Source organism: Salinadaptatus halalkaliphilus (genome assembly GCF_006543045.1).
GTDB lineage: Archaea > Halobacteriota > Halobacteria > Halobacteriales > Natrialbaceae > Salinadaptatus > Salinadaptatus halalkaliphilus.
Genome location: NZ_RBZW01000022.1, coordinates 58,188 through 83,236, shown reverse-complemented (window position 1 = coordinate 83,236; position 25,049 = coordinate 58,188). Strand labels below are relative to the sequence as shown.

The window sequence follows — 25,049 nt, the reverse complement described above, 5'->3', positions numbered from 1 at the left end:
GGTCGGTCGGCGCCTGAGATCGTCCCGGAGTTCGAAACCCACAAACGACGGGCGCTCGAGAGGACGACTAATGGAGCCACTCGAGCGGTATCGACCGATTATCGACGACTTCAAGGCCTTTCTTGGGGCCTGCGAGCGGCCGCTTCCGAGCGCCGTCCGGATCAATACGATCACGGCCTCGACCGAGCGGGCGCTCGCGATGCTCGAGGCCGACGACGTCGCCTACGAGCAGGCCGAGTGGAACCCACGCGTGCTCCGCCTCGAGACGGCGTCGCCGGGCTCGACGTGGACGTCGTTTCACGGCGTCACCCACGGCCAGGAGGAGGTTTCGGCGGTGCCGCCGGTCGTCCTCGACCCACAACCGGGCGAGCGCGTCTGGGACTGCTGTGGGGCGCCCGGCGGGAAGGCTACCCAGATCGCCGCCCGGATGGACGACCGTGGCACCGTCGTCGCCAACGACAGCAACCTCGGTCGGCTCTCTGCGTTGCGGTTCAACGCCGAGCGCCTCGGCGCGACGAGCCTGGCCGTCACCAACCACGACGCGCGAAACTACTCGATGAAACCGTTCTCGTTCGACGAGTTCGATCGCGCGCTCGTGGACGCACCCTGTTCCTGCGAGGGAACGATCCGGAAGAATCCCGACGCCCTCGAGGACTGGTCGCCGGATCACATCGCGTCGGTCTCGGGCATCCAGAAGGGGATTCTCCGCCGCGCGATTCAGACCACCCGCGAAGGGGGCACGGTCGTCTACTCGACGTGTACCTTCGCGCCCGAGGAAAACGAAGCCGTCGTCCAGCACGCCATAGAAAACGAGCCCTGTCGCGTCGTTGACTTCGACCTCGACCTCAAGTACGCCCCCGGACTGACCGCCTGGGAGGACGAGACGTTCGATTCCACACTCGAGCGTGCGGCCAGAATCTATCCCCACCACAACGACACCGGCGGCTTCTTCGTCGCGAAACTGGAGGTGACCGCCTGATGGGCGACGGCCCGGATGGCGACGACATCGCGGAGATCGGCGAGACAGACATCGCTGGGGACAGCGACGGACTCGAGCAAAACGATGGCCAGCGATTCGACCGGCTCCCCGAAACGCCGGCCGAGCGAACCGTCGAGGGCCGAGTCAGCCGCGAGGAAGTCCTCGAGTACTTCGCGGATCGGTTCGACATCCCGCCCGAAACGTTCGACGACCATACCTTCTGGGAGAAAGGCGCTGGCAAGATCTGGATCTACGCGGGCGAGGCCCCGACCCCGCTCGCGATCGAAGCGATCGGCATGACCTGTCTGCGGACTCGCCAGGAACACTGGAAGCCGACCACCGACTTCGTCCAGCGGTTTGGCACCCACGCCAGCGACTGCGTAATCGAACTCGAGGGGCCCGAGGCTCGGCGGTTCGTCGCCGGCGAGGATCAAGAGATCGACCGCTGGGACGGTGACTGGGGGTATCTGATCGCGACCCACGAGATCGGGAGCGACGTAGCGCCCATGGGCGTCGGCCTCTACGTCCACGGGGAGCTGCGCTCGATGGTGCCGAAGGGGCGCCAGCGCGACCTACCGTAACGACCCAACTCGATCGCTATCCAAGGGACGACCGAATCGCGTCGGCCGCGTCCTCGAGGCCGCGTCGCTCTTCGTCGGTGAGTTCCCACTCGAGAATTTCGGCCACGCCGTCGCTATCTAGCACGACCGGCACGCTTAGCGTGACGTCCTCGAGGCCGTACTCGCCGTCGAGCGGGGTCGCGAGACAGACGGGATCGTTCCGGTCGGTGCCGCCCGCGAGCAGTCTGGAGACAAGCAGGGCTGCGCCGCGGCCGGTCACCCATCGCGAAGAGTCGTCGGCGCCGCGCTTGTCGATCACGTCGTAGGGGACCTGGCGAACGTAGTCGAGGATCGCCTGACGTTCGCCACTCGAGAACGAGAGCGCCTCGCCGGCGGCGGTCGCCCTCGAGAATACGGGCACCATGTGCTCGCCGTGTTCGCCCAGAATCGGACAATAGATCTCGTCGGGCGCGGCGTCGGTACGCCTGGCGAGTTCGTCGGCGAGACGGGCCGTCTCCGAGAGCGAGTAGCCCACAAACGACGAGCGCGGCCAGCCACTTGCCTCCCACAACCGGTGTGTCACCCGATCGGACGGATTCGCGACGACGACCGTCGGCGTCGGCCCGCTCGCCCCGAACCACTCGCCGAGGTCGGCGGCAATCTCGAGGTTGCGCTCGAGCACCGCGAGTCGGCCGCCGCGTTTCAGGTTGTCCATCGAGCGCGGTTCACTGGCGGTGACGACGACGGCGTCGGCCGCCTCGAGGGCGGCCTGACCGGGCTCGTCGGTCGGATCGACGGTCGAGATCGTTCCCGGTCGGTCCTCGAACGCCGGCCGACCGATGGCGTGTGAGGCGTGACACTGTGAATGACGCAGATCGGTTGCGTGGGCGTCTGTCACCTCGGTACGAGGGTCGGCGAGCGTGATGTCGAGGCCGGGCCGATCGACGGCGAGCGTGTACGCAGTAGTGATACCGATAGTACCGCCACCGCCGACGACGAGCACGTTCATGGGCCGACATCGATTCCCGTGACTAAGAATTTCACCCAACCGGAACTGGACGAACGCCTCGCTGTACGGTGGCGTCGATGCCACCGGTATCTGAAACTACAAGGGCCCGTTAGCACAAGGGACAGGTAGTGGAGACTGCTGGCGATCCGTCCCTTCGCAGCCGCGTGTTTCGGGTTTGGCGGGAGGTGTTCGACCTCTCGTGGCCGGTGATGGCAGAACAGGTGTTGCGGACGCTGATGCGGACGACCGACCTGATCGTCGCGGGCTTTTTCTCGCCCGCCGCGGTCGCCGCGGTCGGCCTCGCGGACATCTACGGGCGACTCCCGCTGTGGCTCGGTCTCGGGGTCGGCGACGGCGCGATCGCGCTCTCGAGCCAGGATACGGGCAGCGGCCAGGAGGCAAATCGCAACGAAGCGGTGAGCCAGGCGCTGCTACTGGGGGTCCTCGCCGGGGTTCCGTTCGCGCTGTTCGGCCTCGTCGGGAGCGTCTGGGCGATCGCGATTCTCGGTGCGGAAGCCGAGACGGTGCGTCTTGGCGGGCTCTATCTGGCGATTATTCTCCTCACCGCGCCAGCGTTTCACGTAACGATGATCGCCGCGCGCTCGATACAGGGCACGGGCGACACCCGGACGCCGATGTACATCAACGCAGTCGCGAACGCGATCAACATCGTCCTCACCGTCTCGCTGGCGTTCGGACTGGGCCCGTTTCCGGAGTTGACGATCGTCGGCATCGCACTCGCGACGGCGATCGGCGACGTGCTGGCTGCGGTCACGTTCACCGCGGTTATCCAGAGCCCCTGGAGCGAGCTATCGCTCGTCCGACCGACGAAACTGGTCATCATGAAGCAACTCGTCGTCATCAGCGCGCCACGCGTGGCCGAGGGGCTCGTCGAACTGGTTGCCGAGTTCCCCTTTAACGCCATCTTGCTCGCGTTCGGGACGGAAGTCAACGCCGCCTACCACATCGGCCGGCGGGTCTACCAGCAACTCTCCGCGCCGCTGGCGCGGGGGTACGGGACCGCCGCGAACGTCCTCACCGGCCAGGCGCTGGGCCGCGGCGAGCCCGGCAAGGCCTACTTCAACGGCCTCGCCTCGGCCGCGCTCGCGGTCCTCTCCGTCGGCGGTCTCGGCATCGTCATCTTCGTCGCCGCAGAGTGGGTCGTCCTGGTATTTACCCGCGACCCGGCCACGATCGAGTACGCCGTCGGCTTCGCGCGGGCCTACGCCATCTCGACGTTCCTCATCGCACTGTACGTCGTCGTCGCCGGCTCGCTCCGGGGTGGCAGCGAGACCCGCCCACCCTTCGTCGCGAAAGTTACAGGTGCCGTCTTCTTCCTGCTTGGCACGACCTACGTCCTCGGCGTCTCCCTCGAGTACGGTGTCGTCGCGGCCTACGTCGCCATCGTCGCGGACTGGGCCTGGCGCAACGTCGTCGTCGGCACCGTCTACCTCCGGAAGGGCTGGCTCGAGCGCGGGACGGCAATGATGCACGAGCGCGGAAGCCTGGCGGAGGACGAAGATTGAGGCAGTTCGAGCTCGGATGCGAGAATGGCGACACAAACCGAGTGTCGAACGCCTGGCCGACCTGAAAACACTTGCCACGCCAGCGTGACAATCAGGTATGCATCGACGGTCCCTGCTGGCCGCACTCGGCGCGTCCGGCGCCGTGCTTTCCGGCTGTCTTACGAGCCACGGCCCCGACGACGGTTCGGACGGCGGCGAAACGAACGACACCGGCTCGGACGACGGCCCGAACGGCGATGGTTCGGATAGTCGATCGACGACTACTGGCTACGAAGCGTGTACAGCCGGTCCCGAGGTCGTCCCCGTCTCGAACCTGCCGCCCGCCGCCGAGACCGAGGCGACGACCGCCATCGAGACCGACGCCTACGAGACCGACGGCGACCTCATCCTCGAGTCACTGGTCGACCTCGAGAGCTATCACCTCATCCAGGGCGGCAGCTACTACGAGGCGACCGTCGAGCGAGACGACGGCGAAACGCGACTCGTGCTCGAGCCATCGCTACCGACAGCGTCGCACCTCGAGGTGGAAAACGCGACCGACGAATCAGTGTCGCTCGGTGTCCGCGTCGAACTCGGGGGCGAGACGCTCCTCGATCGCGAGGTGTCACTCGACCCCGGCGAGGAGCGGCCGCTAGCGGACGCCGACTACCGATACGGGAGCTATCGCGCCGACCTCGAGACCGACAAGCAAGCCGAGACCCTCGAGTGGCGGGTCAACGAGTCGATCTGGCAGCCGGTCATCGTCGTCACCCCCGAAGAAATACGGCTCAGACAGGATGTCGCCGAAATCGTCTACTGCGACTGGGACGACGAAGGTCGATTGAAACCGGTGTGACGTGCTCTTACAGCGCTCGACGCATGGTCGACGGTTCTCGTGAGCCTAACGTACTCGAGTCACACCCCCAGGAGTTGGGTTACTCGCGCTCGAGGAGCGTCCCGCCCGCCAGCCCCTCCCACTCGACGCGATAGCCCAATTCCGCGAGAATCGCACTCAAGTCGTCGATCCCTCGCGTCTCGAGTGTGTCTTCCGCATCCGACAGCGACATCCCGGCCTCGAGCGCGTCGGCCAGCGACTCGAGTACACTCGGCCGAACGAGGGTTCGGCCGACGCGTTCGTGTTCGGGAAACGTCTTGTCCGCGAGGGCGTCGGTACTCACGCCGTGGCGGTCGGCGAGTGACTCGAGCGAGACGGCGTCCTCGTCGGGGCGCAGTTCGTCGGCCAGCGAGGCTGCGCTCTCGGCCACCAACTGGCGTTCGTACTCGCGAAGGACGCTCGCGACATCCTTGATCCGCACGGATCCCGAGTAGGTGATCGCACGATGATCGCGAGCGTCGATTTCCTCGCCCACACCGAGGGATTCGTCGACGGCGACGAGCATGTCGACATCCTCGAGCGTCGACAGCTGCGAGAGCTTCTTCTCGACGTACTCGGGCGTCCAAAAGCCCATGATCTCGAAGAACACGCGAAACTCGCCGTGTTCGTACTCGAACGCGAAGTCGGGGATCATCACGCGCGTGCCCGTCGCCAGCGGCTCGGGTTCCCGGACGAGAGTCCACTCGAGGTCGATATTTTCGAAGCGAGCAGCGAAGTCAGCCTCGACGCCGCTGTCGAAACTGACCTCGGCGACGGGGGCGGCCTCGGGCACCGCAACCGGATCCTCGTGAGAGAGCGAGAGCGTGCGCTCGGTCCCGCGGTCGTCGATTGTCGCCTCGAGGGACCACTCCTGGGCGCTCGCGACGGTTCGCAGGAGGCGGGCGAATCGCGTGCCATAGCGCCGAGTTGCCCGGAAGAGGTGCGTCGGGCCGGTGACGATCACCTCGCGGTCGCTCGCGGCACCGTTCGGGGTCGCAAGTACATCTTGCTGGAGTCCGTCCGTCACCTCGTCCTCCGGACGGTGAATCTCGTAGAGCAACCGCAGCCGTTTGACTGCCGAGACCAGCGCCTTCGGATCGCTCGAGCGCACTCGCAGTTCGGTCGCGTCGAACAGTGCCGTCTGTGACAGCGAGAGGTTGTACTGCTCCAGTAACCCGTCGGGCGTCCACCGGGGATCGACCGCGGTGAGGCAGTGGCGCTCCTCGAGGTCGGCGTACAGGGCGGTCTCGAGATCGTCCGCAGAATGCCCGAGTGATTCGCCCGCTCGAACGAGCGCCATCGCTCGCTCGTCCTCGTCGACGACGCCAACCGCCTCGGCGGCCTCGAAGGCCGCCTTGCGCGCCCGTTCGGGGTCGACCGTCGCCTCGGTCTCGAACGTCGCGTCGCGCTCTAACAGCGCCGCGAAGCCGCGGACGAGTTTGAAGTCGTCGGCGTCGGTCTCGAGGTCGGCAAGTGCAGCCTCGAGATCGCCGCGTGTTTCGCCGACGTGACCTTGGTAGGTCCCGAGGACGCGAGCCGCGAGCGGCCGGTGTTCTCGCTCGGCGAACTGGAGACGATAGCCTCCACCCGCTCTCGAGACGCGCAGCAGGTCCTTGGTCAGCATTCCTCTCGAGGTCGGGTCCGAGACGGCAAAAACCGTCCGCTCCGCGGTCCGCCGCCTGCCGACTGGTCGGGACGCCTCTGTCGAGACGTACGAGAAACCTGGTCCGTACAGGCGGCCAAGGCGACTGTCCCGGGTGTGTTCACCACGGTGTGGTATGGAACATACTGGACGAAGCGTGACCAGCGATCTCTCTCCGTCGTCGATCGCTCACCGGTGGGAACGCTTTCGTTCCCGCTGTCACCGGACGGTTCAGCCATAGCTCGTCAGTTGGCTCATCGTGATCTCCATACGATCCAGCTGTTTCAAAACAGAATATGGGTTTATTACTGTTTAGATTAGAGACCGAAATGGCCTCGAAGCACCCTGCAATCCGTCTCGAGGCCGGTCATATCGATGTCCACTGGAAGCTGACACTTGACATGCGATCGGCGGTGACGAAGCGACGAACGCCCTCGAGGCCACAGAGAGTCGCGCCCACCGAACCGACCAGGTGGCCAGGCAGAGCTGACCCGGTCCGAGCGATCACAGCTCGAAGACCGTCGCGACTGGGACGGCCGGTTGCTCTTTCATGCCCAGTCCGCGAAGGCAGTCCTCCAGGGGAACGGCGTTGACGCCACGGCTACCGGCGCTGTCGGGGCTCCGGTTCAGCAACGCGAGCGAGCGGCCGACGAAGTTATCGAACTGAGCGACGAGCACGATCCCGAGGTGTTCCGGGCGATTCTGGCCGGCGACGATCCCGGCGTCTCGAGTGCTCGTGTTCGACGCGCCCAGGAGACGATCGCGGATATCCGTGCCGAGTACGGTCACGGGTTCTTCGAACGGGCTGCTCGAGACTGCCATCGCGAACGTCGAGCCGCTCCCGAGCCAGTCGATCCGGTCCAGTTCGAACGCGATTCGCCGACGGGTTGGTTCATACCACCGAGCCCCCAGCCGGATCCACTTCCAGACGTCGATCGGTCGGCTGCCACTGTCCGGTTCGTCACGCAGGACTGTGTGCCTGCAAGAGTTGGTCGAGGAGACGAAACTGGACGGTTTTGGCCCAATGGCTCTCTGCTCTGAGCTCGAAACATCCTCTGGTCATGGTGGGGTACTTCAGCGGTACGCTCTTGTGAAGCACGTTGTTGATTTTCAGAGCATAAACTCAGCACGACATCATCGTTTGTTTCACGTCGAACCCGGTGATGGACTACCAGATCAAGTCTCAGCGATAGCCTCGATGTGAAGGTTGTTCGCTCCAGTCAACATCTCGCGGACAGTGATCGTACCGACGAGTTCCAATACTTCTTCGGCGAACTCCGCACGCTCGTCAGGGGGCACCCGACAAATGATAAAAATGTGGAGTTGGTGACTTCCTCCCCACCCTACTCGCTCACGGCTCGCGCCGTTCGCTCCTTGAGGGTAGCGTGAGACCTGCGTCTCGTTCGCACACCAGAAATCTCCGATTTCTGGGGACGCTGTATCCCCTCCCTGCTCGCGCCTTCGGCGCTCGCTGAGGAAGGGGCATTAACGCCTCGATTTAGGTAAAAGAGTATTGCGCGAGCAAAATCCAGCGTCATCCCAGTGGAGCCCCTCCATTCTGGTGATGGAATTCTCTACTAAGACGGTGGATAGCGTCGAAGTCGTTCCAACGATGGAATCCGTTGAGTTCGTCGACGATGATGGTGTCTACCGAGCGGAGTACGACAGTAGTCAAGATCAGCCGAGTTTAGCAATTGTCGCGGTGATAGCGGCTGCTGACCAAAGCGCTCTTTCCGAATTACCTCCACTCTACTCCGCGATTGATACTGACGCGCTCAATGAACTGTTCTCCACGACTGCCACCGAAGGGCAAAGAAAGGGCCGCCTCTCATTTCCGTACGAAGGATTTGAGGTGACCGTATCCAGCGAAGGAGTCATCGAGGCCAAACCGACGGAGAACGCGTAGTCGGAAGTATAGTTCTGAGTATACGGCACTGCTAGTGGCTTCCCAAGCCTGCACTGCTGGGTCGAACCAGTTGGCGGGTGTCGGTTCGACCCAGCAGTCGACGGTTGGGAGGGTACTAGATTGAACCTCTCTGTTTGAGTGCTTCAACTGGCGGTTGATTGTCGAGTGCTTGGTGGTTTCGATGGTGATTATAATAGGCGGTGTAGGCAGTCAACCAGCGCTGAGCGCTGGCTTGACTGCCGTTCCAGGTTTCGTGGAAACGCCCAATTCGCATCGTATAGGTCTGAAAGAGCTTTTCGACGATGTTTCGATCAGTGTAGTTGACGTCACCACTCAGATCGGTGCGTGCAAGCGCAGTGAGATAGCCCATGCCATCGACGAGAAACATAGTGATCGGCATAGGCTTGATACCAGTGATGGATCGTGGCTCGGCGTCTCTCGACGCCGAACCACTCACAGAAATCTCGACATTCCGCTAACGAGGCTGCTCCGGCATGAGCAGCGCACGCCAGCCTGATCAACCAGGCTGGCGTGCGCGTCCGGTCACTATCCAAAAACTCCACATCCGAAAAATTCGTTATGTCTATCTGGTGTTCTTCGAATAGCATCTTCCCACCCTAATCGAAGAACTCCGTTCAGTTCAACCTCAATCTAGCAGTGCCCGTGCCGCAGAATTATGGACTCGCTGGGATTTGAACCCAGGGCCTCTTCCTTGCGAAGGAAGCGATCTACCACTGATCTACGAGCCCTCGAGAGCTTGTACCCGGCGTTTCTATTTGTACCTTGTGTTTCATCGGGAGACCGTGAAGATGGCACACGCACCGACGCTTTTGTCCGTGGCGGCCGTACCGCCGGACATGGTTCGACAGTGGATCTCTCGAGTGCGTGAGTGGATCGCCGTCGAGGATCCCGAGGAGCGAATCGAGGGCTCGGGCGAGCCGATTACGTCACCACAACATCGGCGAAGTGCAGACGCGGACGAGCTATTGTCGGAGACCGACGAGCATCGTGAACGGGAGTCCTGATCGAGACGTTCGAGCTACCGACCGGCGTTGAGTATGCGCGCTCGCCCAGCGAGCAGCCCTAACAGGAAGCCGGTAAAGTGAGCGATCAACGCGACCCCGGGGGCCGCGGTCGCGAGTGTAACGGCGATCGCGAGCCCGAGAAAGACGACCCAGGCGAGCCAGCGAGGGACATCGACGAACGATGCGAGTCCGGCCGAAAGTCGGTTCGAGGCGATGAGATAGCCAAGCAGTGCAAAGACCGCGCCGCTGGCACCGAGCACGCCAGCCGTCGGTGTCCCTGGTACGAACGGCATCGCCGTGGCCAGTCCCGGGACGAGGATCTGGGAGATACCCGCGAGCGATCCCGTCACGAGGAAGAAAACGTGAAAACGGATTCGAGTCGTCGCGCGGGCAACGGGCCAGCCGAAGACGATCAACGCGACGCTGTTCGAGAGGAGGTGGCCGATACCGCCGTGGGCGTAGACGCTGGTGACGATCGTCCAGGGGTTGGTCTCGAGCGGCGGGGTGAGGACGAACAAGCTGGCCATCGCGCCGACGAGCGAGGTGAGCCACTGGAGCGCAAATACGACGACAAAGACGACCAGTACCTCGAGGATGGGGCTGGCCGATCCCGAGTCGGGTTCGGTCGCCCTGGTGTCCGATGGGGGACCCGGATAGGTCGACATACGTGTTTCTGTGCTGTCGAGCGACAAAAGTCTCTGCGTCGACTCGTATGACAGCGTTCGAGCGAGTGGCTCTCGAGTGGTGAGAAAACGAAGGAAATGACTGCAAATCAGCCGATCGAGCTCAGTCTTCGAGGACGATCTCGATCGAAACGTCGTTTGGCACCTGAATGCGCATGAGCTGTCGGAGTGCGCGTTCGTCGGCGTCCAGATCGATCAGGCGCTTGTGGACGCGCATCTCCCAGTGCTCCCACGTCGCGGTGCCTTCGCCATCAGGCGATTTCCGGGTCGGCACCTCGAGGGTCTTGGTCGGCAGCGGGATCGGACCGCTGAGGTTGACGCCGGTATTGTTCGCAATCTCGCGGACATCGTCACAGATATCGTCTAAGTCTTCTGGACTCGTGCCCGCGAGTCGAACGCGTGCCTGCTGCATTTATTTCTCGTTGACTTCGAGGACCTTGCCGGCCGCGATGGTCTGACCCATGTCGCGGATGGCGAAGCTCCCGAGTTCTGGGATCTCGCTGGATGGCTCGATGCTGAGGGGTTTCTGTGGCCGGATGGTGACCACAGCAGCGTCACCCGACTGGATGAAGTCGGGGTTCTCCTCGGCGACCTCGCCGCTCGAGGGGTCCATCTTCTTGTCGATGGACTCGATCGTACACGCGACCTGCGAGGTGTGGGCGTGGAAGACCGGCGTGTAGCCGGCCGTGATCACGGATGGGTGCTGCATGACGACGACCTGTGCCTGGAAGGTCTCGGCGACCTTTGGTGGGTCGTCGGCTGGGCCACAGACGTCACCACGGCGGATGTCGTCCTTACCGATGCCTCGGACGTTGAATCCGACGTTGTCACCGGGTTCGGCCTTTGGTACTTCCTCGTGGTGCATCTCGATCGTCTTGACCTCGCCGCCGACGTCGGACGGCTGGAAGACGACATCGTCGCCGACGTTCATGACACCGGTCTCGATACGTCCGACTGGGACGGTACCGATACCCGAGATGGTGTACACGTCCTGGATCGGAAGGCGGAGCGAGGCGTCCGTCGGTGGCTCCGGCTCCGGCAGGGCGTTGAGTGCCTCGAGGAGGATTTCGCCGTCGTACCACGGCGTGTTGTCGGAGGCCTCGGCGATGTTGTCGCCTTCGAACGCCGAGATCGGGATGAACGAAGCGTCGTCGGTGTCGAACTGGACCTGCTTGAGCAGCTGGGTCACTTCTTCGACGACATCGTTGTAGGTGTCTTCCTTGTAGTCGACGACGTCCATCTTGTTGATGCCGATGATGAGTTCGTCGATACCGAGGGTGCGGGCCAGGAAGACGTGCTCCTGGGTCTGGGGTGCGACACCGTCGTCGGCGGCGACGACGAGGACCGCGTTGTCGGCCTGGCTCGCGCCAGTGATCATGTTCTTGACGAAGTCGCGGTGGCCAGGACAGTCGACGATGGTGAAGTCGTACTCGTCGGTCGAGAACTCCTGGTGGGCGATGTCGATGGTGACGCCACGCTCTCGCTCTTCGGCGAGGTTGTCCATCACGTAGGCGAATTCGAAGCCGCCTTTGCCCTTCTCTTCGGCTTCTTCGCGGTGCTGTTCGATGACGTGCTCTGGTACGCTCCCCGTCTCGTAGAGGAGTCGTCCCACGAGCGTACTCTTCCCGTGGTCAACGTGGCCGATGATGGCCAGGTTCTGGTGTTGTTCGCTCATTGTTGTAGCTCACGCGCAGAGGCGCTTATATCGGTCTTGTTTGCTCGTTGCGGTTAAAACCATTTCGAAAGCGTATTCTACCGAACCCGTCGCCTTCTTGCGGTTTGCTGAGCATTCACACGCGAAGGGACGTTTGCCGGACGCCGGTACGGTGGACCAACGCCGGTACGTACGTTGGCGGAGCGTCGTTACGATCGGGGCACGTGGATCGATACCAGGTTCCGATTACGGCCGGTCTCGATAGCCATCGACGCCGTGGATCGCTCGACGATCCAGTGGACGATCCAGAGGCCGATTTCGTTCGTCTGTTCGAACAGTTGTTGGTCCGATTGGGCAACGACTGCCAGTTCCGTCTGGGGGAGGCAAGCACCCTCGTCGATCACGGTGACGGTCGCGTGCTCGTCCGTCCGCTCGAGGGCGACCTCGATCGTCGCCTGTGGATCGGCGTGTTCGAGTGTCGTCTCGAGGAGGATATCGAACGCGTACTCCAGTTCCGGATCGGTTTCGATCGCACACTGGTCGGGAATCGATAGCGAAATGGTTGCGGGTATCTCGTCGGTTCGGTAGAGGCCGACGAGTTCTTCGAGATGATCGGCGAGATCCAGTTGCTCGGCACACCCCTCGCGATCGATAATTCGTTGGATCGTCCTGGCGTTGCGACTCGTCGCCAACAGTTCGTCGCTTGTCTCGACGATTTCGGCTGCCATCGGTGCGACTGTCGGGTTTCCCTCGTTGGCGATCATCGCGGCGTACCCGCGGACGAGCGAGAGGTCGTTACGAAGGTTGTGTCTGAGCACGCGCGTCAGCAACTGGCTGACGAACTCGAGTTCGGATTCGCGTTGTTCGAGCGCTCGCTCCCGTTCTTTGAGGGGCGTAATATCGCGGAGAACGATCAGTCGACCGGTAGCGTCGGCGGGGCGACCGTCTTCGAGTGGCGAGATCGTGAGGTGGAAGTCCCGTCGTTCGCCGTCTGTTGGGATGGTGACTTCGGTGTCGACGCCACGAGTGTCGCGAAATCGCTCGATTGCGTCGGGGACGGTGTCGAAGAATTCGTCGACGGGTGTGCCAGCGTAGTCGCCGTCGACGCCGATCAGGTGGCGAGCGGCGGGGTTGCAGTCGACGACGCGATCCTGTGCATCGAGCACGACGGCGGCGTCGTCCATCTCCTCGACGATGCGGCGGTGGCCGACCGGGACGGTCTTGAGGAGGTTCGCCCGAAACAGCGCCCAGGCGATCGCAAAGACGCTTATACCGACACCGAACGGGAGCAACGAGAAGACGGTCGCATCGATCACGTAGACATCGATGACCGTAATCACGAGCGTCGGGACGCCGGCGGCGACGAGCGCGAGACTTTGATTGCGTCGCGCTCGAGGGCCGGTGATGACATCGGCCAGCAGCAACAACGCGGCGACGGCGGCGACGGCGAGCGTCGAGACGACGAGGACGGTTGCCAGCGGCTCGGCCGAACCGATATCGAGGATCGGTCTGGCCGTCGGCCCCCAGAGACGGCCGTGAATCGGGTCGGTCAACGAGAGCAGTTGGACGGCGAGGACACTCACGGCTGCGGCGTTGACCAGCCGTGTCGAAAGTCGAGCCGTCTCCGTGTATTCGATCGCGAGAAACAGATATCCGATCGCGGCGAGTTGCCCGCCGAACAGAACGAGCGATCCGAGGGCCAACACGGTACTGTAGGCCGACGACGTGATTGCCAACCCGTACGCGACAGACCAGATAGAAAGACCGATCAGCGCGACGAGTAGCCCGGTACTGCCTGGCTTCTTCGAGTGACGCCGAACCGAGCTGACGAGTGCAAAAGGAACGAGGCCGCACGCGAGATACGCAAGCGCAAGCAGCGATGTCACAGAGACCATCGGTTATAGTTACCCACCAGCCACTCGTGAGATATAGTTTATTCCATTCTTGGGCTTGAAAAGACAGCGCTACCGGCGTTCGGAACAGTTAGTGGCCCGGAACAGATTTCGAACTGGCCGCCATCGAGCGCGGGGATGTCGGGATGCGTATCGACACTCGAGTACCCGCCGATCCGGTATCGAACGTGATCGATGCCCCAGAGCGATCGACGACCCAGTGGACGATCCAGAGCCCGACGCCGCTGGTGTGCTCGAGTGGCGTTTCCTCGCCCTGTTCGAGGACGGCGAGTTCCGCCGGCGGAATTCCGGGGCCGTCGTCGGCGATCGTCACCGTCGTTTCGTCGTCGCCTCGATCGACGGTCACGTCGACGGTCGGTTCGTCTCCGGCGTGTTCGAGGGCGTTCTCCAGCAGGACATCGAACGTGTGCTCGAGCCACGGATCGGCCTCGACCGGACAGCTGTCGGGTGCTGTCAGCGAGATCGTCGCACGATCGTACGTGCTCCGGTAGTCGATGACGAGGTCGGTGAGACGTGCGGTGAGATCGAGTTTCTGCGTGACCGGGTCTTGGTCGATCACCTCTTCGATGATCCGGGCTTTGCGGCTCGTTTCGAGGAGATTATCGCTCGTTTCGACGATCGTCTCGGCTAAATCGGCGTGTTCCTGCTTGGCTTCCGTCGCGATCAGGTCCGCATAGCCCCGTACAGCCGTTAGATCGTTTCGAATGTTGTGTCTGAGAACGCGCGTCAGGATTTGTCGAAGAAACTCGAGTTCGGACTCCCGTCGCTTGAGCGTTCGCTCGCGTCGTTTCAACGCCGTGATATCGCGGAGAACGACCAGACGGCCCGCAGGAACCGACGAGGCGTCGTCGAGGCGTGACACGGTGAGATGAAAGTGGCGCCGGTCGCCGTCGATCGTGGCGGCGAGTTCGGTATCGACACCGCTGTCGTCAGCGAGTCGGTCGACGGCGGCCGGGACGGAACTGAAAAACTGCTGGACGGAGAGCCCGGTGTACTCCGGACCGATGTCGACGATGCGGCGGGCTGCGGGGTTACACTCGACGACGCGGTCGTCGGCATCGAGAACGACGGCGGCGTCGGTCATTTCCTCGACGATACGTTTTCGGCCGATCGGGACGATGTCGAGAAAGTCCTTCTGGAAGATCGCCCACGCGTACGCGAAGGCACTTCCGGCGAAGCCGATCGGAAGCAGTGTGAGTTCGGAACTAGATAACAACGCAAAATCGACGAAGTAGCCGGCGATCGTCGGTATGCCAGCGAGTACGAGCACAAAGCTTTGTCGCCGGCGAATGCCGCTTGCAGTGACGACATCGGCGACGAGCAACAACAACGCGGAGATGGCGATACCGACCGTCGCGAGAACGATGAGGATACCAGCCGGACCGAGTGTCACTTCGTTCATCGGTGGCGTCGTCGTCCCCTCCCAGACGAGGTGGTGGTACGGATCGCTGAGTGACAACGCCGCGGATAGTCCGATCGCGGTACCGAACACGTATCCCGTTCGTCGCGTCACCACCAGGGCCCCAGTGTACTCGGTTGCCAACAAGAAGTAGCCGACAGCAGCGAGCTGCCCGCCGGCGCCAAACAACGTCCCGAAGAGCCGGTATCGAGTCGAATCGGTTTCCAGCAGCAACAATCCGACCGCGATCGACCAGATCGCCAGCCCGAGAAGCGTCACGAGAACGCCGATCTTTCCAGGTTTCGGACCCGCGTTCCGAACGGAGGGGACGAGCGCGAGTGGCAGTAGTCCACAGCAAACGTATGCGACGGCCAGAAATACCACTGTGGAAACCATTGCACCCGGCGAAATGGTGCAGCGGAGCCGTTAAATACGTATCGGACGCCTCACAGTTCGGCCCGCCTACAGCAACGGGAGGCGTCCGACGTCCGAGAGCACGGCCGTGGCCGTTTCCGGACCACCGGCACCGCGCCCGCTCGAGTGCAACGAGCCGGCGTTCCGGGTCTCGATCTGGACGATGTTGCGCGTCCCCGTGACAGCCAGCGGGCCGTTTTCGGGGACGAGTCGCGGTCCGACTCGGACGCCATCGCGGGTCGCCTCGCCGATGAGCCGAATCGTGCGGCCGTCTTCGGCGGCCAAATCGAGCGCGCTTCCGGGCACGTTCTGGATCCCCTCGACCGTCGCATCCTCGAGGGCGAAGCCACCGTCGGCGAGGACGTTCGCGAGGATGACGAACTTGAGCGCAGCGTCGGTGCCGTCGACGTCGAACGTCGGATCGGCTTCGGCGACGCCCAGATCCTGTGCCTCGGCAAGGACGTGTTCGTAGTCCAGCCCCTCGGCAGCCATGCGTGTGAGGATGAAATTTGCCGTCCCGTTGAGAACGCCACGAACGGCCGTTACGGCCTGGGGCGTGCTATCCTCGATCGTCGACAGTACGGGAATAGCACCACCGACGGTCGCTTCGAATCGGATCGAACCCGCGCTCTCGGCTTCGAGCGCGCGGATGTCTTCGTACCGTTCGGCGACGGGCCCCTTGTTCGCCAACACGACGTGGCGGTCGGACTCGAGTGCGCGTTTCGTGTGTGAAAAGCCGGGTTCGGCATCACCGAGCGTCGTCGGCGTCGCCTCGACGAGGACGTCGTAGTCGGTCTCGAAGATCTCGTCGGGATCGGCCGTGCCGACGCCGTCGTCGCCCGCCTTGCGCTCGAGGGTGGCGTCGATGTCGATGCCGCCGGGATCGACGGTCGCAGTGCTCGAGTCGGCGATCGCGACCACGGTGTGGCCGTAGTCCGCGGCGAGGTCGGCGACCGAGCGCCCGACCGCACCGGCACCCAGGATAGCGAGTTTCACGCGCCCTCACCCCCCTGCAAGGGTTCGACGACGGTGAGGTCTTTCGCCGAGCCGATCGATCGAATCGACGCCACTGCGGCGTCGGTTTTGCCCGAGTCGATCGCGAGTCGGATCCGAGCGCTCGAGACGTCCTCGGTGCCGTCCGGCGCTGCGAGCGAGAGGTCCCGAACGGCCGAGTGGGCCTCCGATTCGATCCTCGAGAGCGTCTCGGAGAGATCTTGCTCGACCAAGTGACCGATGAGTAAGACGTTGATCTCCTCGCCGTAGTGTTCGGCACCGGCCTGGATAACGTTGACGCCGGCGTCTCGCAACGCGTCGACGATCCCGTCGAAACGGTCCGGTGGACACTCGATATCGACCTCGACAGGAATGTGGCCACGCGGCGTCATGTTCCCTCGTTCGTGATGGATACTCAGCAGATTTCCGCCGTTGTCGGCAATCGGGGCGAGCGCGCGCAGCAACTCGCCGGGTTCGTCGACGAGCTCGAGACGGACGGTGTACGCGCGTACGCCGCCGTCGGTCTCGGCGTCGTTGCCGTCCTCACCCATCGCCGTCACCCCGTTGTCGTGGGCGTCTACACGTCGTCATCGTTACGAACAAGGTTGGCGGGCACACGCATATAGGCGTTCCCAAAACTGTCCGTCACCGTGGTCACCCCGGACGCGTAGACGAGACCGCAGCGACTGGTTAGAGGTGGTCTTTCCCGGGATTGGACGATCCCCAGTCACCGCGGCCACCTTCGGTTCGGTCGACGCCCATTATCGACTCGGCCTGTTCGGGGCCACCCAGGCTTTCACGGGGGTCGGGAACGCGGATGGTAACTTCCTCGATCTCGGACCAGGTGATGAGTTCGGCCTCGATGTTCCCCGTCGTGACATCGCTGACGGAGCAGCCCTTGCAGCCGCCGCCCAGTTCGATGACGACCTCGCCGGTCTCCGGATCAGCCTCGCGGACGGCGCTCGTCCCGCCGTGCATCTGAATGATCGGCATCTCACGAGCGAGCCACATCTCGACGCGCTCTTGGAGCGATCGATCGGCGTCGGATTCGGACATACCCTCTCTTGGGGCTCGAGCGGGGTATAGGTTGTGTCACACAGCCGAATTCGTCAGGAACGACCACGAAAGACTCCTGGTTTCACTACTGTCGCCGGCGACGTAGCCACTCGAGGCCGACGACCCCACCGGCGACGGCCGCCCCGGTCGCGGTAAATCCGGCCATCGGATCGTCGCTCGAGGCGGCGTCGGCCGTGGATGGGTCGTCCGACGCTTGACTGGACGCCTCGGTCGCGTCGCCGTCGTCGGTCGCGTTCGGTTCGCTGGCGACGCCGTCCGGTACCTCGAGGTCGTCGGGGTCGGTCAACGACGGCGGATCGGCTTGCTCGCCGGCCTCGATCGGGACCGTATAGAGGGCGCCTTCCGTCGGGGAGTTGGGAATCACGGGCGTGCTGCTGGCGACGAACACCGACCCCGGATCTGCGACGCGAGCGGTCCAGAAGCCCGCCGTCTCGGGCTCGAGCCAGCGCGCGCGTTCGACCGGCTCCGCGGGATCGCTCACGTCGTGGATCGCGACGCCGCCGCGGTACCACGAGGAGTAGAGTTCCCCGTCCCGGAGTTCGAAGTTGTGTGCGGTCGTCCAGAGGCCGCCCGCGTAGCTCTCGTCGATCGCCCGCGGGGCGTCGATCGTCGCCCGGTGTTCGGGGTCATCCGGATCGCTCACGTCGTAGAGGTCGATCCCGCCCGGTCGGTCGGGCTCGTCGCCACCGGTCGCCCAGGCCTCGCGCCCGACGGCGAGCAGGTCACCGGTCTCGTCGACCGCCGCGTAGTGGTCGTTGCCCGGCAGCCCGAACTGGGCCTCGTCGTCGTCGCGTTCGCGCTGGGTCTCGAGGTCGGTCTCGCGCACGTGCGACATGTACTCGGGCTCGCTGGGATCGCTCACGTCGAGCAGGTAGGTGCCGGGATTCCAGTGGGCGAGGTAGGCGACATCGTCGTGGACGTAGACATCGTGGAGATAGCGCGCGAGCCAGTCGATATCTGCCCAGCCGGGTTCGTGCTCGAGCAGGGACCACGACCCGATCTGCTCGACGCCGTCGCCGACGTCGAACACCTCGAGCGTGTTTTCGGTCAGTTCGTTTCGAACCACGTACAGCGTTTCGCCGTCGAGATAGCAGTTGTGGATGTGGTAGCCGGTTTCGTAGGGGTCGCCGATGAGGGCGGGCTCGCTGGGATCGCTCACGTCGAAGCAGAAGAAGCCGTGAAAGATCGAGTCGGGGCCCTGGTTGGCCGGTCCGGGGACGACGAGTCGGTCGCCGTCGACTGTGACATCGAGAATCTCCATCAGCGGTACGTCCGCGACCTCGAGGCGTCGTTCGGTCGCGAGGACCGCGGGATCGGCGGGGTCGCTCACGTCGACGGTCGCGAAGCCGGTCGTCGTGGCGAGATACGCCGTGTCGCCGTCGTCGCCGACGACCGCCTCGGCGGCCCCATCGACGTCGACCCGGCCGAGGGGCTCGTACGCGTCCCCGTCCGTGTCGCCCTGTCGCCACGAGACATCCGGTCGCGCGATCGCCGAAACCGAGAGGGCACAGCCGGCGGTACGAAGCAGGGATCGCCGTTGCATACCGTCAGGTACGCCGACCAGTTACATATACTGTCGGCCGACCCCAGTGCCGACGGAACAGCGGGGCTTTTCATCCGGGGCACGCGAACTGAAACCCATGGCAGGGGACGCGATCATTCCGCGGACGGCGATCGAGTGGTACATGTTCGGCGGGATACTCGTGGTGCTCAACATCGTCGGCTTACTGCTGACCGGGCATACGCTGATAGCGGCCGTCGGTCTGGGACTGGTCTCCGGGCTCACGATCGCGCTGCTGGTCGCTGTCGTCGCGGCCGTCTTACGGGTGGTCCGAGAGTAACTGAGCCGCTATGGCGCCGACGCGTACTCGGATTCGGTCACCCGAACCACGAGTGTCTCCGAGACATCGCGGAGATCGTAGGCCGGCAACTCGCCGCCCGTCCGCCGAACGTACAGTGGTTCGACGAGCCGCGGTCGACCCGCTGCCGGCTGTGTCTGTCCGCCGTCGTCCCCCGGCTGTGCTGGCTCCTCGTCCGTCGGAGGACTCGAGTCGTCGTCCCCGGCGGCTCTCGAATTAGCTTCGGCCGCAGCCGCTTTCGAGTCGCCACTCGTCCCGTCCGACTCGCCGGACTCGCGCTCGAGACCGTAGACCTTGTAGAACTCACGCGTCTCGGCGGGGTCTGCGTCCCCGTTTCGAAGCCGTTCGGCCAGCGGCCGCGACAGCCATTCGTCGTCGCTGATGCTCGGCTCGAGGACGAGCGCCTCCTCGACGAAGCGGGTGAGATACCACTGGAGGTCGTTCAACAGCGAGATGGCCGCGCCGATGCTGACGGTCCGAACCGCAAGCGAGTTCGCGAAGGGGCGCTCGAGGTCGTAGGTCGCGAGCGCGTCCCGGGAGGTCTCCCGGGAGAGGAGTTCGTACTGCAGATTGCAGTCGTCGTCGCCGATGAGACAGACGCGGGTCACTATGTGCCACTGTGGCGGAAGTTCGTAATGTCGGTTTCGTCTCTCGGGCGCGAGTGGCGATCGCCCGCCAGCGGCGTTCGACCCTGGCAGTTACGGATCGACCAGTTCCGCGTTTCGCGCCGCCTCCTCGGCGCGCTCGAGGAGACCGTCGGGTTCGTGCTCGAGCAACACCCCGTGGCGGGCGTTGGTCTCGACGCGGTCGGGTGCGACGCGGTTGCAGCCGGCGTTGATCGTCGACTGGGTGAAGGTGTCGATCTCGCGGGCCTGCGCGACGATGTCCTGTTTGTCCCGGGTCAACAGCGGCCGGTGGATCGGCAGATCCGTCGCGCGACTGGTGACCCCGAGGTTTTGCATGGTCTGGCTGGATTTCTGGCCGACGGCTTCGCCGGTGACGATGGCGTGGGCGTCGACGCGGTGGGCAAGCACTTCGCCGATCCGGTAGAAGAACCGTCGCAGCGAGAGCATCCGTCCCTGTTCCATCTCCCGAACCAGGAGGTCGACTGCCTCGCCGCCGGGGACCTTGTAGACGGGCAGCTCCTGGTTGGGCGCGTATCGCGAGAGGGTTCGGACCGTCTCCATCGCTCGCGCCTCGTGATCGATCCCGCCGTACGCCCCGAGGTCGACGTAGGCTGGCACGATCGGACTCCCGCGTCGCATCATCTCATAGGCTGCGACCGGCGAGTCGATGCCGCCACTGACCAGCGCGACGACCCGTTCCTGAGAGGCAAGCGGGAGTCCACCGGGGCCAGGAGCTGACTCGAGGTAAACGTATGCGGCGTCCTCGCGGACTTCGACGCCGAAGATGAGATCGGGGTCGTCGAGATCCACTTCGGGGTCGAACTCGTCTTCGACGGTCTCCCAGATTGCCGTCCCAGCCTCACGTGCCAGATCCTCGCTGTCGTAGGGAAGGGTCTTGTCGGCCCGCCGAGCGTCGACGGCGAACGTCCCGCCATCGTAACACTCGTCCGCAATTTCGACGAGAGTCTCGAGAATCCGTGCTTTCTCGGTGCTGACGGTACGACAGGCACTCGCAGAGACGACGCCGAAGGCGTCGGTCGCGGCCGCGGTCGCTGGGGCGATGTCGTCTTCAGTCGTGTGAATCAACGGTCGGTTCCACCGGTGCTCGACGTCGCCGCCGATCGATCGGTCCTCGAGAAGGGCCGCGAGATTGTCGACGAGCAACTCGACCATCCGACGCTTGACGACGTTGCTCTTGGTGTTGATATCCCCGTGGCGGACGAGGACGGTGTCGGCCCCTGGCGGATGCATGTGCTGTGATAGATGGCTGTGGCTATAAGGGGGTTACGAGGACCGCCGGCCATGCCGTTCGGGACGCTGGGAGAGGATGACGGACGAGAGCTACCGCCGAATCGTGCGATATCGAACTGGCCAATGAGATTATATGTGCTGCGTCTGGTTTCCTGCATAATGAGCGAAACGATACGCGACAATCATGTGGGATCTGTTACCGATAGTCAAGGTGAATCCGCACTCCTCGAGCAGTATCTCGATTCGCTCGAGACCGAGGGGCTCGACGAGCGCGAGCGGCTCCGCGAGGAGCGGGATTTCTGGCATTCGATGTTCGCACAATTGGTCGCCGCCTTCCCGGAGGGAGCGTTCGCGGTCGCCGAAGACGGCGAAATAACGAACTGGAATCGGGCGATCGAGCGGATCAACGGAACCGCACCGGAAGAGGTTCTCGGGATGAACGCCTACGAGTTTTTAGGCACCGAAGGCGAAGACGAAACGCTCGCCGAGACGGTCATCAGACGGAACGAGGCGATCAGTGAGGACGATACACGAACGATTCCGACGACGGACTACTACCACCAGGTCTACGCCGTCCCGTTGCGCGACCCAAACGGCGATCCGGTCGGCGCGTTCGAGGTGACGCCGGACGTCACCGAGTTTGTCCAACAGCAACAGGCCTACGAGAACCTTCAGGAGACGGTCTCCGAACGCGTCAGAGCCGAAGTCGAAGCGCTCGAGGCATCGTCGGAATCGATCACGGAGACGATCACCGAGGTTCGCGACCGCGGTGTCGATCAGACCGAGCGAATGGAGACGGTCGCGACGGAGGTCTCGAACCAGAGTGCGACGATCGAAGAGATCGCTTCGACGACGGAAACCGTCAGAGAGAGTAGCGACGACGCCGCCGAACTGGTTGAAGACGGTGCCGATTCCGCAAGCGACGCCATCGACACGATGACCGAGGTCTCCGAGGCCGCCCAAGCGGTCTCGGATGACATGGCAACGCTCCACGACAGCGTCGACGAAATCGAGGCGATCGTCGACGTCATCAACGACATCGCCAGACAGACCAACATTCTCGCGCTCAATGCACAGATCGAAGCCGCACAGGCCGGGGAAGACGGGGCCGGTTTCTCGGTCGTCGCCAGCGAAGTGAAATCCCTCGCCGAAGACACCCAGGAACAGGCCGGGCGCATCGAATCGACGATCGAGGAGATCCAATCCGAAATCGGGACGACCGCAGACAGCCTCGAGACGACGACCGATCGGATCGACGAGGGCGTCGACCGAGTCGAAAACGCCCTGGCGCGACTCGACGACATCTCGACGGCCGTCGCCGACGTCGCGACCGGCGTCGACGAAGTCGCGACGGCGATCGACGATCAGGCAAGTGGCAGCGAGGAAATCGCCGCGACCGTCGATTCCGCCGTCGACGAGATGGCCGCCCTGCAAGACGACCTCGAGACGATCGCCGAGGCCACGCGGGAACAACGCGACAGCGTCGCCGCCGTCCGCTCGAGCGTCGAACAGCTCTCGGAGACAGAAACGACGTTCGAGTGACCGCATTCGGATCGTCGAGGGATCGAGCGCCGAACGCAGTATCTGCCGATCTGTGGCTTGCGACCAGTACGTCCCGTCCGGGCCGGGTTCGACCGCAGTTATATACCCTCGTGTCTCGTGTGGACGGATATCGATGCTCACCCGGCTCGGCGATCGCTTCTGGGTTTTCGCGGAGCCACTGGCGTTTTTCGGCGTCGAAATCGGCCGTATCATGTCCGTCATCGAGCTCTCGAGTGGCGGACTCTTCGTCCAGTCGCCGGCACAACTGACTCCAGCATTGAAATCGGCACTCGCCGATCTCGGCGAGGTTCGGTTCGTCGCGCCGGCGAGCAAGCTCCACGGACACATGTACATGGAGCAGTACAGAGCCGCCTACCCCGACGCCGAACTGCTCGCCGCACCCGGTCTCGAGGCGCGCAGACCAGATCTGGTGTTCGACCAACAGGTGGGAGATATACCCGATCCGCGGTGGGCCCCCGATATCGACCACGTCGTGGTCGCCGGTCACCGCTGGATCACCGAACTTGCCTACTTTCATCGGCGGAGTCGAACAGTTATTCTCGGCGATATCGGGTTTCACATCGGCCCATCCAGTCCGCTGCAAACGCGACTCGTCGCGCGCGGGTTACGGGTGTACAAACGAATCGGCCCGCCGATCGAGTTCCGCTATACGATCGCGAACGAGCGGTCGTTTCGGCGGGCCATCCGCGACGTCCTCGCCTGGGAGTTCGATCGCGTCGTACCGGGCCACGGCGAGATCATCGAATCGGGCGGGAAAGAAGCGCTGCTCGAGGGCTTCGAGTGGCTGCTGGCGAGCGATTCGTGATCGACCCAAAACACGGCCGTCCCCCAGATGGAGTGTATCGGCTCTCGTACGGACTGCTGTCCGTCGTTACCGGTACAACAGACGTATCAGAACGTCGATAGCTCGCCGTCGATCACGCGCCGGGTGATCTCCGTGACGTTCGCGAGTTCGGCGTCGACGATCGCCCCGACCTCGTCTTCGACGTCGCTGAGTGCGACGCCGTCGTCGGTCACGACGTGGACGTCGGCGACGTGGGGCTGATCGATCGGCCGGCCGATCTGGCTGAGCAGTCGCACGCGCAGGTCACGAATGCCGTCGACTTCCCGGACAACCTCTTCGGCGATCTCGGTCGAGAGCAGGTTGTAGATCTTCCCGATGTGGTTGACGGGGTTCTTGCCGCTGGTGGCTTCCATCGACATCGATCGGTTGGGAGTGATAAGTCCGTTCGCGCGGTTGCCGCGGCCGACGGAGCCGTCGTCGCCCTGTTCGGCGGAGGTACCGGTGACGGTGAGGTAGATCGACCCCTCCTCGTAGTCGTCAGCCGTGTTGACGTGGACGGTGACCGCACGGTCGGTGTGTTCGCTCGCGACATCGGCGACGAACTCCTGGACCGCGTCGACGGCGTCGGCGTAGGCGTCCAGGTCCGCGATGTGTTCGTCGATCATCGCCGCCGCCACGGTGACGTCGATCGCATCGCCCTCTCGTTTGCCCATGATCTTCACGTCGGGGCCAAGATACGGATTCTCCGCCGCGAACTCGCCGTTGAGTCGTCGCTCGGCCTCGAGGACGATCCGCTCGGTCTCGGTCAGGGGTGCGTGACCGACCCCGAAACTCGTGTCGTTGGCCATCGGAACGGAGACTTCGTCTTCGCCGAAGACCTCCTGTAAGTCGCCACTGCCCTCACCGAGTTTGACGTCGACGACGATGTCCTCGCCGTAGGCGAGCTGTGGAATCGTCTCCTCTAAGTACTCGCGGGCAGCCCGCAACGCGATCGTTTCGGCCGGGATCGTCTGGCCCTCGTAGTGTTTGGTCGCGCGACCGACGATCAGGAGATAGATGGGATCGACGACCTCGCCGCCGCCGAACGCGGGCGCGGCTTCGCCCGCCACCAGCTGCGTCTCGTCGGTGTTGAAGTGCAATACTTCGCCGACGCGGTCGAGGTACTCCCTCGCCAGCGCGCCGGCGACGGCCTCCGCGACCCCGTCGCTGATCGAGTCCGGATGTCCGATCCCCTTTCGCTCGACGATTTCGACCTCTTGATCTTCGACTGCTTGCCGATCGATCGGCTCGACCCGGATATTCCGTTCGCTCATTGGCGGCTATAGACGACTCG

24 protein-coding genes, 1 tRNA gene and 1 pseudogene are annotated in these 25,049 nt (G+C 63.7%); 9 read left to right on the top strand and 17 right to left on the bottom strand.

Annotated features, from left to right (window positions below):
- Positions 1-70 precede the first annotated feature (70 nt).
- Both D8Y22_RS10070 and D8Y22_RS10065 read left to right on the top strand, forming a co-directional pair.
- Complete coding sequence (locus D8Y22_RS10070) at positions 71-979, top strand: RsmB/NOP family class I SAM-dependent RNA methyltransferase (RefSeq protein ID WP_141464581.1); 909 nt, start codon at positions 71-73, stop codon at positions 977-979.
- A complete protein-coding gene (locus D8Y22_RS10065) occupies positions 979-1,560 on the top strand; it encodes a DUF7122 family protein (RefSeq protein WP_141464580.1) in 582 nt (193 codons plus the stop codon). Before D8Y22_RS10070 ends, D8Y22_RS10065 begins: the two co-directional genes overlap by 1 nt.
- A gap of 16 nt (positions 1,561-1,576) precedes the next feature.
- On the opposite strand, the gene D8Y22_RS10060 is transcribed toward D8Y22_RS10065, so the two are convergent.
- The gene (locus D8Y22_RS10060) at positions 1,577-2,548 is read right to left on the bottom strand and encodes a malate dehydrogenase (protein ID WP_141464579.1); all 972 of its coding nucleotides are present in this window, start codon (positions 2,546-2,548) and stop codon (positions 1,577-1,579) included.
- Positions 2,549-2,757: 209 nt separating this feature from the next.
- Between D8Y22_RS10060 and D8Y22_RS10055 the strand changes: the two genes are divergently transcribed.
- Together D8Y22_RS10055 and D8Y22_RS10050 are read left to right on the top strand one after the other, a co-directional pair.
- Positions 2,758-4,074, top strand: coding sequence for an MATE family efflux transporter (locus D8Y22_RS10055; RefSeq protein ID WP_141464654.1), 1,317 nt, complete (start codon positions 2,758-2,760; stop codon positions 4,072-4,074).
- Between the two features lie 97 nt (positions 4,075-4,171).
- A complete protein-coding gene (locus D8Y22_RS10050; protein WP_141464578.1) occupies positions 4,172-4,909 on the top strand; it encodes a hypothetical protein in 738 nt (245 codons plus the stop codon).
- Positions 4,910-4,988: 79 nt separating this feature from the next.
- On the opposite strand, the gene D8Y22_RS10045 is transcribed toward D8Y22_RS10050, so the two are convergent.
- Together D8Y22_RS10045 and D8Y22_RS10040 are read right to left on the bottom strand one after the other, a co-directional pair.
- Positions 4,989-6,551 (bottom strand): DUF790 family protein, encoded by a 1,563-nt coding sequence (locus D8Y22_RS10045; RefSeq protein ID WP_141464577.1) that lies wholly within the window; start codon positions 6,549-6,551, stop codon positions 4,989-4,991.
- 522 nt (positions 6,552-7,073) lie between these two features.
- A complete protein-coding gene (locus D8Y22_RS10040; RefSeq protein WP_141464576.1) occupies positions 7,074-7,391 on the bottom strand; it encodes a hypothetical protein in 318 nt (105 codons plus the stop codon).
- A gap of 742 nt (positions 7,392-8,133) precedes the next feature.
- Here D8Y22_RS10040 and D8Y22_RS10030 point away from each other — a divergent pair.
- Positions 8,134-8,475 (top strand): HalOD1 output domain-containing protein, encoded by a 342-nt coding sequence (locus tag D8Y22_RS10030; RefSeq protein WP_246084397.1) that lies wholly within the window; start codon positions 8,134-8,136, stop codon positions 8,473-8,475.
- 115 nt (positions 8,476-8,590) lie between these two features.
- Here the strand turns inward: D8Y22_RS10030 and D8Y22_RS10025 are convergent.
- Positions 8,591-9,083 (bottom strand): annotated as a pseudogene (locus D8Y22_RS10025) (hypothetical protein).
- A gap of 69 nt (positions 9,084-9,152) precedes the next feature.
- Positions 9,153-9,224: transfer RNA gene (locus tag D8Y22_RS10020), tRNA-Ala, on the bottom strand.
- A 108-nt stretch (positions 9,225-9,332) separates the two neighbouring features.
- Here D8Y22_RS10020 and D8Y22_RS22360 point away from each other — a divergent pair.
- Positions 9,333-9,500: a hypothetical protein gene (locus tag D8Y22_RS22360; RefSeq protein ID WP_174811822.1), complete on the top strand. Its 168-nt coding sequence runs from the start codon at positions 9,333-9,335 to the stop codon at positions 9,498-9,500.
- Positions 9,501-9,514: 14 nt separating this feature from the next.
- Here D8Y22_RS22360 and D8Y22_RS10015 read toward each other — a convergent pair whose 3' ends face one another.
- From D8Y22_RS10015 to D8Y22_RS09975, 9 genes are all read right to left on the bottom strand, one after another.
- Positions 9,515-10,165 carry a rhomboid family intramembrane serine protease gene (locus tag D8Y22_RS10015; protein ID WP_141464575.1) on the bottom strand — a complete coding sequence of 217 codons (651 nt, stop codon included), beginning with the start codon at positions 10,163-10,165 and terminating at the stop codon, positions 9,515-9,517.
- A 121-nt stretch (positions 10,166-10,286) separates the two neighbouring features.
- Positions 10,287-10,595 carry a 30S ribosomal protein S10 gene (gene rpsJ / locus D8Y22_RS10010; protein ID WP_006090080.1) on the bottom strand — a complete coding sequence of 103 codons (309 nt, stop codon included), beginning with the start codon at positions 10,593-10,595 and terminating at the stop codon, positions 10,287-10,289.
- On the bottom strand, positions 10,596-11,858 hold the full coding sequence (tuf, locus tag D8Y22_RS10005) for a translation elongation factor EF-1 subunit alpha (protein WP_141464574.1): 1,263 nt from the start codon (positions 11,856-11,858) through the stop codon (positions 10,596-10,598).
- A 188-nt stretch (positions 11,859-12,046) separates the two neighbouring features.
- Positions 12,047-13,732 carry a histidine kinase N-terminal 7TM domain-containing protein gene (locus D8Y22_RS10000; protein ID WP_141464573.1) on the bottom strand — a complete coding sequence of 562 codons (1,686 nt, stop codon included), beginning with the start codon at positions 13,730-13,732 and terminating at the stop codon, positions 12,047-12,049.
- A gap of 88 nt (positions 13,733-13,820) precedes the next feature.
- Entirely contained in the window at positions 13,821-15,545 is a 1,725-nt protein-coding gene (locus D8Y22_RS09995) for a sensor histidine kinase (protein WP_141464572.1), read from the bottom strand.
- Positions 15,546-15,611: 66 nt separating this feature from the next.
- A complete protein-coding gene (locus D8Y22_RS09990; RefSeq protein ID WP_141464571.1) occupies positions 15,612-16,559 on the bottom strand; it encodes a homoserine dehydrogenase in 948 nt (315 codons plus the stop codon).
- Positions 16,556-17,107 (bottom strand): amino acid-binding protein, encoded by a 552-nt coding sequence (locus D8Y22_RS09985; protein ID WP_141464570.1) that lies wholly within the window; start codon positions 17,105-17,107, stop codon positions 16,556-16,558. The genes D8Y22_RS09990 and D8Y22_RS09985 overlap by 4 nt, the downstream gene beginning before the upstream one ends.
- Before the next feature lie 139 nt (positions 17,108-17,246).
- On the bottom strand, positions 17,247-17,612 hold the full coding sequence (locus tag D8Y22_RS09980) for a NifU family protein (protein ID WP_141464569.1): 366 nt from the start codon (positions 17,610-17,612) through the stop codon (positions 17,247-17,249).
- A gap of 85 nt (positions 17,613-17,697) precedes the next feature.
- The gene (locus D8Y22_RS09975) at positions 17,698-19,176 is read right to left on the bottom strand and encodes an LVIVD repeat-containing protein (protein ID WP_141464568.1); all 1,479 of its coding nucleotides are present in this window, start codon (positions 19,174-19,176) and stop codon (positions 17,698-17,700) included.
- Between the two features lie 97 nt (positions 19,177-19,273).
- Here D8Y22_RS09975 and D8Y22_RS09970 point away from each other — a divergent pair, with 97 nt between their 5' ends.
- A complete protein-coding gene (locus tag D8Y22_RS09970) occupies positions 19,274-19,474 on the top strand; it encodes a hypothetical protein (protein ID WP_141464567.1) in 201 nt (66 codons plus the stop codon).
- An 8-nt stretch (positions 19,475-19,482) separates the two neighbouring features.
- Here the strand turns inward: D8Y22_RS09970 and D8Y22_RS09965 are convergent, their stop codons facing one another.
- Both D8Y22_RS09965 and D8Y22_RS09960 read right to left on the bottom strand, forming a co-directional pair.
- Positions 19,483-20,100, bottom strand: a complete 618-nt coding sequence (locus D8Y22_RS09965) for a DUF5804 family protein (protein ID WP_141464566.1) — start codon at positions 20,098-20,100, stop codon at positions 19,483-19,485.
- 90 nt (positions 20,101-20,190) lie between these two features.
- On the bottom strand, positions 20,191-21,369 hold the full coding sequence (locus D8Y22_RS09960; protein WP_141464565.1) for a tRNA sulfurtransferase: 1,179 nt from the start codon (positions 21,367-21,369) through the stop codon (positions 20,191-20,193).
- Between the two features lie 159 nt (positions 21,370-21,528).
- On the opposite strand from D8Y22_RS09960, the gene D8Y22_RS09955 reads away from it, so the two are divergent.
- Together D8Y22_RS09955 and D8Y22_RS09950 are read left to right on the top strand one after the other, a co-directional pair.
- Positions 21,529-22,911: a methyl-accepting chemotaxis protein gene (locus tag D8Y22_RS09955; RefSeq protein WP_141464564.1), complete on the top strand. Its 1,383-nt coding sequence runs from the start codon at positions 21,529-21,531 to the stop codon at positions 22,909-22,911.
- A gap of 133 nt (positions 22,912-23,044) precedes the next feature.
- The gene (locus D8Y22_RS09950; protein WP_141464563.1) at positions 23,045-23,737 is read left to right on the top strand and encodes a DUF4336 domain-containing protein; all 693 of its coding nucleotides are present in this window, start codon (positions 23,045-23,047) and stop codon (positions 23,735-23,737) included.
- Positions 23,738-23,823: 86 nt separating this feature from the next.
- Here the strand turns inward: D8Y22_RS09950 and D8Y22_RS09945 are convergent, their stop codons facing one another.
- On the bottom strand, positions 23,824-25,029 hold the full coding sequence (locus tag D8Y22_RS09945) for a methionine adenosyltransferase (protein WP_141464562.1): 1,206 nt from the start codon (positions 25,027-25,029) through the stop codon (positions 23,824-23,826).
- Positions 25,030-25,049: the final 20 nt, after the last annotated feature.